This window comes from Pseudomonas sp. (genome assembly GCF_036387035.1).
GTDB lineage: Bacteria > Pseudomonadota > Gammaproteobacteria > Pseudomonadales > Pseudomonadaceae > Aquipseudomonas.
The window spans coordinates 14,326-26,593 of record NZ_DASVUM010000018.1; the positions used below are offsets into that span (position 1 = coordinate 14,326).

Sequence of the window (12,268 nt, forward strand, 5' to 3'; positions counted from 1 at the left end):
TTGAATGCGGCGCCGGCGGCTTCCCTCAGCCCTGCCAGCGCCCCGCCGTCAGGACGGTTCAGCCCAACGGTCACAGACAAAATACTGCCTGCCCGGCGCAGGCTTTTTCTTTCTAATTGGGCCCGAATCTGCTCATATCGTGCATGCCCGTTCCTGTTCAAGAATAAAAAAGGGTCAATTCATGCAGGTCAAACTCAGCCCCATCGATCGCAAGATCCTGCGCCTGTTGCAGCACGACGCCAATCTTTCCGCAGCCGAGATCGCCGAGCGCGTGGAACTGTCGCAATCACCGTGCTGGCGGCGCATTAATCGTCTGGAAGAAGAAGGCATCATCGAGCGCAAGGTCGCCCTGCTCAACCCGGCCAAGCTCGGTTTGACCATGACGGTGTTCGTCGACGTCAAACTGTCCGGCCATGGTCGCAAATACCTGACCGAGTTCGAGGAAGCGATTACCGGATTTCGTGAAGTGCTGGAGTGCTACACCATGGCCGGCGACATGGACTTTCTGCTCAAGGTGGTGGTGCAGGACATCGCCAGTTACGAACGTTTTCTGCGCGACCACCTGCTACAGAGCCCCCATGTGCAGGAGGCGCATTCGAACATTGCCATGAGTGTGGTCAAGCGCACGACGGAATTGCCGATCGACTGAGGCGCGCGGGCCCGACGACGGACGCAGGGAACTACTTTTTCGCCAAAGCGCGAAAAAGCATTGACTCTCAAATAGGAATGATTATTATTGCATTCAGCCGGTCGCGAGACTGGCGGGTAACCCAGAGGCCTTAGGTCGGCTTCCGGATTATCTCCTCATCAGGCTAATCACGGTTTTTGACCCGGCTTATGGCCGGGTCTTTTTTTTATGCCCTTTGCGGGTCTGGGTTCGGTCGGGTGTTGCTTCTTCAGGCTAATGAAGAGGGTTCGACAGTGGTCTGTCTTTTCGATGGCGCGCATCATAGCAAATGGATCAGGGGATGCGCCGTTCCCGCTGTCAGAAACTGACACATTTCTTCGAACCAGACGCTTTTTTTCTCCCGCGACCGCCGTTTTCGAACAGTGAGAAAGACGCCATGACTCAGCCACTCGACTCGTTGACCGTCTCCCCCCTTCAACCCTTCCAGGCCATCACCGCCGAAACCGAACGGTACCGCCGCCGCCTTCAGCGGTTGCCACGCAGGGTTCAGCAGGTGTTTCTGCTAAGCCGTCTCGACGACCTTTCCTACACTGACATCGCCCACTTTCTTGATACGGATGCCAGCACCGTCGAGCATTGCATGACCGCTGCGCTTGAACGTTGCGTGAGCGAACCCGCGCAGCACGATGAGTCCGGGGCGGTTTTGCTTCAGGCCCTGCGTTGGTACGTGCACCTGCAAAGTCCCCAGGCCACAGCAAGTCAGCGAATCGAGTTCCGGCACTGGCTCGATGCTCACCCCCGACATCTGGCGGCGTTTCAGCACAGCGAGCAGGTCTGGCGCTCGCTGCACGCACCCGCGGCCACGCTCGGCGTCAGTGGCTGGCATCGGCGCAAACCTCGTGTTTATTTCGGCTGGCTGCTGGTGACCCTCCTGCTCTGCGGCCTGCTGGTCACGGCCGAGGCTTACAGCTGAGTCCGAAGCTGACCCTCCCGCGAAATATTCTGTCGCCGTCACGGTGCAGGTTGCGTGTAAAGTAATTGCCACAACAGCCCAGCGAGACGATCAGCCCTTGATCGCCTCCCGATGGCGTAGCGCAGGCAATCACGTAATCAGGACGCTCCCGTGACTCAAACCGCCCTTACCATCACCGCCGATTTCGACAGCGGTAATATCGTCGTGCTCGACGCCAGCAACCCGAAAGCGGTGCAACTGGCCATTCGCCCCGACACCCGAAGCGCGCATTTCCAGTGGTTTCATTTCAAGGTTGACGGCCTGCTTACCGGCGAGCCTCACGGCTTCAGCCTGACCAACGCTGGCGAGTCGAGTTACAACCGCGCCTGGACCGGCTACCACGCCGTGGCCTCCTACGATCAGAAGACCTGGTTTCGGGTGCCGAGCCAGTTCGACGGCACGGCGTTGAACTTCCAGCTGACGCCGACCCAACCTCAGGTGTGGTTCGCCTACTTCGAGCCCTACAGCCGCGAACGTCACGACTGGCTGGTCGATCAGGCGCTGAATAAAGCGGGCACCGAATTGCTGGCCACCGGCAAGAGCGTCGAGGGCCGGGATATTCCGCTGCTGCGCAAAGGCGATGGCGCCGCGGGCAAGCGCAGCATCTGGATCATTGCGCAGCAACACCCCGGCGAGCACATGGCCGAGTGGTTCATGGAAGGCATCGTCGAACGTCTTCAGGAAAACGACCCTGAACTCCAGGAGTTGCTGGCCTCGGCGGACCTGTATCTGGTGCCGCACATGAACCCGGACGGCTCGTTCCACGGTCATTTGCGCACCAACGCCCAGGGCAAAGACCTCAACCGGGCCTGGCAGAACACCACTCCCGAGCTCAGCCCGGAAGTGTTCTTCGTCAAAACGCAGATGGAAAAATACGGCGTGGACATGTTCCTCGACGTACACGGCGACGAGGAGATCCCCTACGTCTTCACCGCTGCGTGTGAAGGCAACCCGGGCTACACCGCCAAGCAGGCGCAACTGGAAGCTGATTTCCGCGCGCGCCTGAGCGGCTTGACCCGGGACTTCCAGAGCACCTACGGCTACCCGAAATCGGCGCCGGGCGAGGCCAACATGAACCTGGCGTGCAACAGCGTTGGCGAGCGCTACCAGTGCCTGTCGCTGACGCTGGAAATGCCCTTCAAGGACAACGATGACGCGCCGGATGCCCTCACCGGCTGGTCGGGCAAGCGTTCGAAACAGCTGGCCCGCGATGTGCTGACCACGCTGGCGCAGATGGTTTCGACGCTGCGCTGAGCCTTGAGCTGAGCGCTATCAGGCGTAGAAACGCCATCGCCAGCGGGGAGTGTTCCCGTTGGCGATGGCGCCACGCATTCACAACATGCGTTAACCCCTCGTTTTCCCTCGCAGCATGCTGTCCAGCACTTCATCCCTTCTCACCCAGCCGTGAAACAGCGCTGCGGCCAGATGCGCCAGAATCGTCAGAAAGAACAGGTACGCCAGATAGGCGTGAGCCCTGCGCAGCAGCGCGAAGGTCTCCGGGTTGGCGGTGACGATGGAAGGCAGGCGCACCGAACTGCCGAGCATGACCGGATCACCCGCCGCCGAAATCATCGCCCAGCCAATCAGCGGCATCGCCAGCATCAGCGCATACAGCACGTAGTGAGACAGCTTTGCCGCCAGCGCCTGCACGGCTGGCAAGTCAGCTGGCAATGGCGGCGTCCGCGTATTGATGCGCACGATAATCCTGACGATGACCAGCAGCAAAATGGCGATGCCGAGGGGCTTGTGCAGGTTGAGCAGCCATTGGTGCCGCTCGGACACCGAGGCCACCATGCCGGCGCCGATGAACAGCATGGCGATGACCATCAACGCCATCAGCCAGTGCAACAGGCGCGCCAGTGGCGCGAAATGCTTGACGGGCGTGCTCATGGCTGTTTCTCCTGGGCGGGCTCGGATGACAACTGATCGACTTCGCGGGTGCGGCGCATATACGACGCCGCATAGGCTGCCGAGCGTGCGGCGAGCAAGGGGTCGTCCGAGCCCTCAATGCCACTGGGCAGGATCAGCGGGTCGTAGTTGATGTCGCGGCAGTCGCCATTCAATTGCGCGCTGTCGCCGTTTACAACCAGGGTGCCGGCGTCCACGGTCTTGTGCTCGCCGGACCATACCTTGGTGGCGTCGTTGGTGGGATCCTGGGCATTGGCCAGCGTCAGTATCAGCTTCCAGCGCTGCGGCCCGCTGGCGAGTTTCTCGCTGAGGTCCTTGTCCAGATAATCCTTGGTATCCGGCGCGGGCGACGTATCAGTGGCTTCAGGCACCAGACTCCAGCGCACCGGCTGACGCTTGCCACTGCCATCCACCAGCACGAAGGCGTTGATGCTGTTGTAGGTTTCGGTGACGAAGCTCGCCGAAGGCCTGGCGGTCTTGACCCAGGCCAGAAACGGCTGGGCTTCCGGGTGCGCGGCGAAGAACGCCGGCGGTTTCGCGGGGTCGGGCTTGCCGGTCTTGGGGTCCGGCCCGGTGGCGATCTGAAGGTCGATGAAGGCTTGGGGTGTCGCGACCGGAAACACCGGCATACTGTTCATGCCGGTGCGCCATTGCTGCCCGTTGCGCTGGGTGAATTGCACGGCGAAGCTGCGCAGGGGCGCGGCGCTGTCGGGGGAATACGGATTGCCGGTGGGCAAGGCCAGACGCCCGATTACCGGCGTGCGCCCGCTCGCGAAGACTTCGGCGCTGGACAGGTTGGCGGCGGCGCCGTTGCTCTCGAAGTAGCCGGCGACGCAGATGCCTTTCGGGTGGTTGCGACGATAACCCGGATGAACGCCGTTGTTGTGTTCAAACACATCAACGACCCGCGCTGGCGTCAGTCGCTGTGGGTCGAGGCTGCCGTTGACGTAGGCGAAGGCGCCTGCGGCGACCAGTACGATCAGGCCAATGCCGGCCAGACGCGCCAGTATGGCGGAGTTGCTGAGTGGCGGTTTACGGGGATACGGTGGCTCACGGTCTATCATCGATAACACTCCGGGCTTCTTGCCTCTGGGAACAGCGAGTGGTGTGGGACGCAGGCAGCACGGCTTTATTCCACGCACTCCATTTTATTTCTGCAGCAGGGGAATAACTTGCAGCGTTGTGCGTCTTTCTTCTTTATCCAGGCCGTCTTGTGGCCGAACCGATCCTGCCGATCGAACGGAAAACGCCCATGCATGACGTCGACGATCAACTACGCGAGTTACTTCCCAGGCTGCGGCGTTTTGCGGCTTCGTTGACCCGCGATCACAGCAGCGCCGACGATCTGGTCCAGGCGAGCCTTGAAAAGGCCCTGTCGTCTTGGGACCGCAAGCGGCCGGAGGGCGACCTCCGGGCCTGGTTGTTCACCATTCTTTATAGGCAATTTCTCGACACGCAACGGCGCGCGCAACGCTACAGCCGCATGCTGGCGTTTTTTACCGGCAGCCAGTACGGGCAGCACACGCCGTCGGCGGAGCGCACAATCGTGGCACAGACCACGTTGCAGGCGTTCGAGAGCCTGAGTCCCGAACAGCGCGCACTGCTGCTGGCGGTCTCGGTCGAAGGCCTGAGCTACAGGGAAGTGGCGCACATGCTTGATGTCCCCATCGGCACCGTCATGTCTCGCTTGTCCCGCGCTCGTCAGGCCTTGCGCCTTTTGAGCGAAGGCGAGATCAGCCCTCCTGCCCTGCGAATACTCAAATGATCACACTGCCCCCCAGCGAACGGGATCTGCACGCCTACGTCGACGATCAACTCGATCAGGCCGATCGTGCGGCAATGGAGACTTTTCTGGCCGCGAACCCTGAGGTGTCGGAACAGGTGCGCGTCTGGCAGCAGGACGCATACAGCTTGCGCACGGGACTGAGCGGCGACCTGCACCGCGCGCCCAACCCGCAACTTGACCCAGGTGCCGTTCGCCAACGCATTGCGCAGCAGCGCAGGCAGCGGTTTGCTGCCGCCGCAGTGCTGTTTATCGCCGTGAGCCTCGGTGGCGTCGGCGGCTGGCAAGCGAGGAGTATGGCGCTGATCCGCGGCACTCCACCGATGGCGGATGCCGTTCAGGCTTACCGTTTGTTCGCGGGCAACGCCGAAATGGCCAGTGACTGGAGCGCAATCAAAACCCGCGACGTCCAGGACTGGCTCGACAGCCACTTCGCCCGGGCCAATCGCTTGCCGAATCTCGCATCGGCGGGTTTCCATCCGGTCAGCGGGCGTCTCACGGCCACCGAACAAGGCCCGGCGGCCCTCGTGATGTACAAGGACGAACAGGGCCGCGTCTTGAGTTTCTATATTCGACCGCCCGGCGAATCCAACCACCTGCTCCCGCGAGGGACCCGCCGCGACGGCGAGTTGCAAGCGGATTACTGGTCAGACGGGGGCTACAATTATGCGGTGGTCGCCCGGGCGGACGACCCGGCAGCGGACGCGGCGCGCCGGGCGTTTTAGGCGGGTTCTGGTCGGAGAGGCTTCACCGGTGACACGGCAAAGGCTGAAGCATCAACGGCCTCACCCTTTCAGCTGCGAAGGCTCGCTCTGCAGCAACACCTTGGCCTGAATGCTCGCCAGCGTGGCGTTGAGGGTCGATACCCCGCGACCCTGCTTCGCTTCTTTATCCTGTTGCAAAGCCTGCTGAAGCACACTGAGAAAACTCTGGGTTTTGGAGCTGGATAGTGGCGTATGGGTGTCTTTTTCCAGGCGGCCCATCACGTATGTGGAGATACGCGTCGACTGGCTTGCTGACTGGCTGAGCGTCGCATCGACCAGCTCGCCCTTTTTGTAGCCGATGCTGGTCTTGCTGCTGGCCTGGTCGCTGATCTGGTAGTACAGGTAATTCTGCGTTTCGGGGTCGGTGGTCAGCGCCAGCTTTTGTCCGCCTGGCAGGGGCTTGTGATAACTCGCGATGAGCTGGGACTGCTGGTCCTGGACGATCGTCCGGTTCAATTGATCGCTGCCTTTGGACTGGGTGGTCTGCGACAAGGTGTAGGCAAACGCGTCCAGCTCGCCAGGCCGTCCAGGGTTGCCCTCAACGCTTCTCTCGCTGACCGATGCGCTGAAGTCGCCCAGCCCGGTCAATAGGCCATGGTCAGTGTCGGTCAGCTCGATCGAGCTGACGGTCTGCGCCGCCGAGGACACGCGGGTGTCCGGGTAGTGGCTGTGCAGTGTTTTGAACGCATCCTCGAACATCGACAGCAGCTGCGCGTCGCCGTCGCCACGTTTACGGGCGGCTTCGATCTGGCTGACATAGCCCTCAAGCGCCTTGGCCTGTTGACCGCTGTCGCCGCGGATCGCCGCGTTTTTCAGGTCCACCGAAAGATCAAGATTACCCAGCGCGCCGCCCATGCGCACCGAGCGCTGGTCGGCATCGGCGTGCAGCTCAAGGGTCTGCGCACTGCCGTCTTCAAGTGTGAGGCTGGTTTTCAAATCAACGGAGGCGAAGGCCTTGGTGTCGAACTGGGTCAGTGCGTCCAGTTTCAAGGTGGGCGGCTTTGACGTCAGGCCGTCAATGGCGGATTGAAACCCGTCGGCCATGGCATTCAGCGCGTTCAATTCGTCGTCGTTGAGCTCGCCCCCGCTCACCTGCGCCTGCACCGCCAGGCCATCGTCCTGGCTTGACAGGCTCAGTTCGATGGTTTTGCCACTGGCGGTTTTCAGCGTAAGGCTGATGCTGTTGGCCGGGTCCGCGTGCAGGCGATTCTGGGCCGCGGTGAGTTCTGCAGGCTCCAACGCTTTGCCGGTCGACGAACGGAGGACTGACTGGGAAATATTCTGGCCGGTCTGCGCCAACTGACTGAGCAGCGTCGCGCCCAGACCCTGGAAGCGACCCGCCGTGGCAGAGGTCCCGAAATTGCCCATCATCGCCAGCGAGACCTTGTCCTGCCGGGTGTACTCCCAGGCCGGCGCCGCGACGGCATCGGGCATCAGGCCGCGCACGTTGTAGGTCAGCGGGTCGCTGACCTTGGCGTCCTGGCCCAGCATGACCACGTAGGATGGCGAGGCCTGGGTGTTTTCAGAAACGTTGGTGTCGTTTAGCGCGGCGGTGACGGGCGGCTTGAGCACCGGCATCAACTGGGCGGCTGAGCTGACTGAAGCAATTGCTGACATGGCACTTCCCTGTTCAAGTGAGTAATAAACTTCCTCAACAAGGTGTCGGCGCAGGCCTTTGTAACTTGAGCGATACAAACCCATAGGGGCCGGGTCACAGCGCGCAGCAGCGGCGAACGTGGAGGCTCTCATTCCATTATTTTGTTTCCTCGGGTGGGATCTCGGGCATAACTCGGCCACAATGCGCTCCGATCCCAGGCTCCAGGGCTTCACGCCTTTCGGTTCGCCGCAAAACCCGACACCCCAGGACTGAGCAATGCCCCAAGAGCGAATCGCAGCACTCCGCCTTCCCAAACCCATCCAGGGCCCCATCGATGATCTGGTGCGTGCGCTGAACGCCGCCACCACCCGCGAAGACCTCGAACGCGAGGGCGCCATGGAAATCAGCTTCATCCTCAGCCTGGAGACAAGCAAACGTCTGCGCCCGGCGGATGTGGAAGCGCTGTACATGATCTTCGACGACGCCGTTCAAGAGCGACTTGCTCAACTGGCTGATCGATCCTGATCCGAGCGTCATAGCTGTTTGGGGTCATGCCGCTGCGGTTTCATCCCGTTGCGGCGTCATGGACGTTGCCGCGTCATACCGTCAGCGCGTCATATCGTCGCCTCGTCATACCGGTGGCGCGCCGCTGCAAAGCCTTCTGACTGATCGACCACCCAAGTCCATAGCGGAATCATCTGCACCAGCAAACCCATGCCCAGTTCGGTCAGCGCGTATTCGACGCGCAACGGCTTTTCGCCGAAATCATGACGACAGATCAGCCCGTCGCGCTCCAGCTGACGCAGGGTGTGGGTGAGCATACGCTGCGTGACACCGTGCAGTTGCCGACGCAACTGGGCATGGCGCATCGGGCTGCTCACCCCGAGCGCGTGCACCACGCCCAATGACCACCGGTTGCCGGAGTGGCCGAGGATGTCGCGCTTCAGACCGTCCTCATCATCGCTGAGGGCACGGCAGGCGTTTTGCGAACGCCGCACGATCTCCTGCGCATCCAGGCCGCTCGGTATCACCGATGTGCCTACTTTTTGTCCGTCAATGTCCATGACAAGATCCCTCGCCTCACGTTAAGTGCGTCAAACAGGGGCTCACCATGCAGGCTGATATTTCAAACGTCAAACCACACATTCTGGTCCTGGGCGCAGGCGAATTGGGCCTTGCCGTACTGCAGGGACTGGCCGCACGTGCGGACGAATCGGCGAGCATCAGCGTGCTGTTGCGCCCGGCGAGCGTGGAGAGCACATCCGCCATAAAACAAAAGGAAATCGCCGCGATCAGGTCCCTCGGTGTGGCCATCGAACTGGCCGACGTCACCGACGACTCGGTGGAGGCGCTCGCCGCAGTCCTCGGCCGCTTCGACACGGTGATCAGCTGCGTCGGCTTCGCCGCAGGTCGAGGCACCCAGCGCAAGCTGACCCACGCCGCGCTCGCCGCCGGGGTGAGGCGCTACATCCCGTGGCAGTTCGGCGTGGACTACGACGTGATCGGGCGTGGCAGCCCGCAAGACCTGTTCGACGAACAGCTGGATGTGCGCGACCTGCTCCGCGCACAATCCGCCACTCAGTGGGTGATCGTCTCCACCGGCATGTTCACCAGTTTTCTGTTCGATCCGGCGTTCGGCGTAGTGGATCTGCCTGGCGGACGCGTCAACGCGCTGGGCAGTCTGGAGACGGCGGTCACAGTGACCACGCCGAAAGACATCGGCACGCTCACCGCCGCCATCGTCCTGCACAGCCCGCCGTTCATCAATCAGGTGGTGTACACCGCCGGTGACACGCTCACCTACGGCGAGCTGGCCGATCTGCTCGAGCGCGTCACCGGTCGGCCATTCGAGCGCAGGGCCTCAACCGTGCAGCAGTTGCTGGCGCAGCTTGAGGAAAATCCCGACGACAACCTGCGCAAATACCGGGCGGTTTTCGCTATGGGCCGCGGTGTGGCGTGGGATGTGGCGCAAACGTTCAATGGCCAGCACGGCCTGGGCGTCAACCCTGCCGAGGCGTGGGCGCGGTTGAACCTGCCGCGCGGGTAATCTGTTGCGCCGCGCCGGACTTTTTCAGCGCAGACGTATCCAATGCCGAGACGGCCGCTTGGCCGGCACCTGAAATGGTTTCAGCAAAGGACCCCACATGACTTTTTACATCTTCCTCATCGCCTGCTGCGCGGCGGCCAGCACCGGGATCATCTTCAAACCGGGCAGCTGGTACGCGTCACTGCAGAAGCCGCGTTTCACCCCGCCCAACTGGCTGTTTCCGGTGGCCTGGACGGCGATTTACCTGCTGCTGGCCTGGGCCGGTTACCGGCTGACGCTGATCCCCGGCAGTGAGACCGTGCTGGCGTTATGGGCCGCGCAAATTGCCTTGAACACGTTGTGGACGCCGGTGTTCTTCGGCGCCAATCGCATCATGGCGGGCATGATCATCATTGCCGTGCTGTGGCTGGTCGTTGCCGCCATGGTGCTGCTGGCGATCCAGCTGGACGTCATCACCGGGCTGATCCTCTTCCCCTATCTGGTCTGGCTGACCGTGGCGTCGGCGCTGAATCTCTCGATCCTGCGTCATAACCGCTAAGCCATTGCCCGCCTTTCCCGGCTGAGGCCGGTCCCACAGACTGAACGCGCATGAAGTGTGGGACCGGCTTCAGCCGGCAAGGCGTCGGCCGTCACACCGCCAACGAATGGCGGCATCCTCCAATTCAGGCAGCCTTGGCCTGACCTTGTTGAACCCACAACCCGGCCAGCGCTGAAACCGCCAACAGGACCACAACACCGCCGTAGACATTGGTGGTGGCCACCAGTCCCGCGGTTTTGATCGACACACCGGCAATCAGCGCCGGAATACAGAACGCCAGATAACTCAAGGCCAGAAAGGCCGCCATCAATGCGCCCCGCTCGTGGGCGTGGGCCAACGGCAGCAACAGGCGCAAGGCGCCGAGAAAGCTCGCGCCGAAACCGACCCCGGCCACCACGGCGCCGGTGAAGAACAGCCACAACCAGCCCAGATTGACCGCCGCCAGGATTACCGACACCCCGATCGCCAGGAAGCTGCAGCCCACCCGTAACGCCAGACGAGGCGCGCGCAGCCGCAGTTGATGGATTGACAGCGCGCCGCTGAGGGTCAGCGCGGCCACGGCAAAGCCACCGTTGAGCACCGAGGTCGAGCCGGTGGCGGCTGCCAGGAGCGAGGGCGACAACGACAGGAAAAACCCGCCCAGCGCCCAGGCCGCGATGTCCGCCGGCAGCACCAGCAGCAACGTCCCCCTGGCCTGCGCGGGTACGGCGAGCTTCGGCCTGAGGGTCTTCAGGACGCCCGGTTGCGGCGTCACCGTCTCAGCCACCCGCAGCAGGTAAACCGCCTGTCCCACGAACGCCGCGAGGAGCACGCTGTAAGCGAGGGCCATGGGCAGCGGCGCGTAGGCCACCAGCGCACCGGTGCCCAACGCGCCCAGCGCCATGCCGAACATGGGCGTGATGCTGTTGAGCAGCGGACCCTGCTGCGCATCGCTGTCGAGCATCGCTGCGCCCAAGGCGCTGGTGGCAATGCCTGTCGCCACGCCTTGCAAGACCCGCGCGGCGATCAGCCAGCTGACGTCGGTGGCCGCGATGAACAGCAGCATCGAGACACTCTCCAGCAGCAGCCCGATAAAGATCACCGGGCGACGACCCAGATAGTCCGACAGCGAACCGAACACCAGCAGTGTGGCCAACAGGCTCAGGGCGTAGACGGCAAAAATCACGGTCAACAGCGCCGATGAGAAGCCCCACGCCTGCTGATAGAGGTGGTAAAGCGGCGTGGGTGCGCTGGAGGCCGCGAAGAAACACAGCAGCACAAACGCGAGGAATCCAAGATGGCCCCGCGCCCGACCATCGACTTGCGGGTTCTGCAAAGGATCAGACACGCGTACACTCTCCCGAAAAAGCACATCACAAAAGCTATTATTTAGCGTTATGAGTGTGCAAGCAGCGTCTGCTTAAAGCAAATACTTTGTGTTAGGGTCCGCACCATGGCTATCAAAGAAGGCATTCGCACCGGCGGCCGCAGTGCCCGGGTGCAGACATCGATTCACGCAGCGGTTCGCGACCTGCTTCAGGAGCAGGAGCGTTCAGCCCTCAGCGTGCCCATGATTGCGGCGCGTGCCGGTGTCACGCCATCGACCATTTACCGCCGCTGGGGTGACCTCACGTCGCTGCTGGCCGACGCCGCCGTCGAACGTCTTCGCCCGGACGAACCCGTGGACTGCGGCAACCTGCGTGATGACCTGCGCACCTGGGTCGAGGTCTACCTTGAAGAAACCAACTCCGCGCCGGGCCGCGAAATGATGCGTGACGTGGTCGCCAGCAGCGCCACTCTGTGCTCCGGCAAGTGCCTGAACATGGTCCGCGACCAGTTGCAGATCATCATTGACCGGGCCCGCGAACGCGGCGAAACCAGCCCTTCGGCGGACGAACTGGTCGATGCCGTTGTCGCGCCGATGGTCTACCGCATTCTTTACGCCGAGTCCGCACCGTCCCTTGAGCGCATGCACCAATTGCTGGACCGCTGCCTGAGCTGATCCGTGGCCC

At 62.3% G+C, this 12,268-nt stretch carries 14 protein-coding genes; 9 read left to right on the plus strand and 5 right to left on the minus strand.

Annotation, left to right across the window (positions count from 1 at the left end):
* Positions 1-181 precede the first annotated feature (181 nt).
* The 3 genes from VF672_RS01515 to VF672_RS01525 all read left to right on the plus strand — a co-directional run bounded on the left by VF672_RS01515 (position 182) and on the right by VF672_RS01525 (position 2,894).
* A complete protein-coding gene (locus tag VF672_RS01515; RefSeq protein WP_065990584.1) occupies positions 182-649 on the plus strand; it encodes an Lrp/AsnC family transcriptional regulator in 468 nt (155 codons plus the stop codon).
* A gap of 415 nt (positions 650-1,064) precedes the next feature.
* Positions 1,065-1,601: a DUF4880 domain-containing protein gene (locus VF672_RS01520; protein ID WP_331100677.1), complete on the plus strand. Its 537-nt coding sequence runs from the start codon at positions 1,065-1,067 to the stop codon at positions 1,599-1,601.
* Positions 1,602-1,751: 150 nt separating this feature from the next.
* Positions 1,752-2,894 carry a M14 family metallopeptidase gene (locus VF672_RS01525; RefSeq protein ID WP_331100679.1) on the plus strand — a complete coding sequence of 381 codons (1,143 nt, stop codon included), beginning with the start codon at positions 1,752-1,754 and terminating at the stop codon, positions 2,892-2,894.
* Between the two features lie 90 nt (positions 2,895-2,984).
* Here the strand turns inward: VF672_RS01525 and VF672_RS01530 are convergent, their stop codons facing one another.
* Together VF672_RS01530 and VF672_RS01535 are read right to left on the minus strand one after the other, a co-directional pair.
* Positions 2,985-3,530, minus strand: coding sequence for a cytochrome b (locus VF672_RS01530; protein ID WP_331100681.1), 546 nt, complete (start codon positions 3,528-3,530; stop codon positions 2,985-2,987).
* Positions 3,527-4,612 (minus strand): catalase family peroxidase, encoded by a 1,086-nt coding sequence (locus VF672_RS01535; protein ID WP_331100683.1) that lies wholly within the window; start codon positions 4,610-4,612, stop codon positions 3,527-3,529. Before VF672_RS01535 ends, VF672_RS01530 begins: the two co-directional genes overlap by 4 nt.
* A 188-nt stretch (positions 4,613-4,800) precedes the next feature.
* Between VF672_RS01535 and VF672_RS01540 the strand changes: the two genes are divergently transcribed.
* Together VF672_RS01540 and VF672_RS01545 are read left to right on the plus strand one after the other, a co-directional pair.
* Positions 4,801-5,313 carry an RNA polymerase sigma factor gene (locus tag VF672_RS01540; RefSeq protein WP_331100684.1) on the plus strand — a complete coding sequence of 171 codons (513 nt, stop codon included), beginning with the start codon at positions 4,801-4,803 and terminating at the stop codon, positions 5,311-5,313.
* Positions 5,310-6,056: an anti-sigma factor gene (locus tag VF672_RS01545; RefSeq protein ID WP_331100686.1), complete on the plus strand. Its 747-nt coding sequence runs from the start codon at positions 5,310-5,312 to the stop codon at positions 6,054-6,056. Before VF672_RS01540 ends, VF672_RS01545 begins: the two co-directional genes overlap by 4 nt.
* Before the next feature lie 60 nt (positions 6,057-6,116).
* Here the strand turns inward: VF672_RS01545 and VF672_RS01550 are convergent, their stop codons facing one another.
* Complete coding sequence (locus VF672_RS01550; RefSeq protein ID WP_331100688.1) at positions 6,117-7,712, minus strand: lactate dehydrogenase; 1,596 nt, start codon at positions 7,710-7,712, stop codon at positions 6,117-6,119.
* A gap of 256 nt (positions 7,713-7,968) precedes the next feature.
* On the opposite strand from VF672_RS01550, the gene VF672_RS01555 reads away from it, so the two are divergent.
* Positions 7,969-8,217: a hypothetical protein gene (locus VF672_RS01555; RefSeq protein ID WP_331100691.1), complete on the plus strand. Its 249-nt coding sequence runs from the start codon at positions 7,969-7,971 to the stop codon at positions 8,215-8,217.
* An 89-nt stretch (positions 8,218-8,306) separates the two neighbouring features.
* Here VF672_RS01555 and VF672_RS01560 read toward each other — a convergent pair whose 3' ends face one another.
* Positions 8,307-8,756, minus strand: a complete 450-nt coding sequence (locus VF672_RS01560) for a helix-turn-helix domain-containing protein (protein ID WP_331100693.1) — start codon at positions 8,754-8,756, stop codon at positions 8,307-8,309.
* 47 nt (positions 8,757-8,803) lie between these two features.
* On the opposite strand from VF672_RS01560, the gene VF672_RS01565 reads away from it, so the two are divergent.
* Positions 8,804-9,739 (plus strand): aromatic alcohol reductase, encoded by a 936-nt coding sequence (locus VF672_RS01565; protein ID WP_331100695.1) that lies wholly within the window; start codon positions 8,804-8,806, stop codon positions 9,737-9,739.
* A gap of 97 nt (positions 9,740-9,836) precedes the next feature.
* Positions 9,837-10,277 carry a tryptophan-rich sensory protein TspO gene (gene tspO, locus VF672_RS01570; protein ID WP_331100697.1) on the plus strand — a complete coding sequence of 147 codons (441 nt, stop codon included), beginning with the start codon at positions 9,837-9,839 and terminating at the stop codon, positions 10,275-10,277.
* A gap of 124 nt (positions 10,278-10,401) precedes the next feature.
* On the opposite strand, the gene VF672_RS01575 is transcribed toward tspO, so the two are convergent.
* Positions 10,402-11,604: an MFS transporter gene (locus VF672_RS01575; RefSeq protein ID WP_331100699.1), complete on the minus strand. Its 1,203-nt coding sequence runs from the start codon at positions 11,602-11,604 to the stop codon at positions 10,402-10,404.
* A 105-nt stretch (positions 11,605-11,709) separates the two neighbouring features.
* On the opposite strand from VF672_RS01575, the gene VF672_RS01580 reads away from it, so the two are divergent.
* Positions 11,710-12,258: a TetR/AcrR family transcriptional regulator gene (locus VF672_RS01580; RefSeq protein WP_331100701.1), complete on the plus strand. Its 549-nt coding sequence runs from the start codon at positions 11,710-11,712 to the stop codon at positions 12,256-12,258.
* Positions 12,259-12,268: the final 10 nt, after the last annotated feature.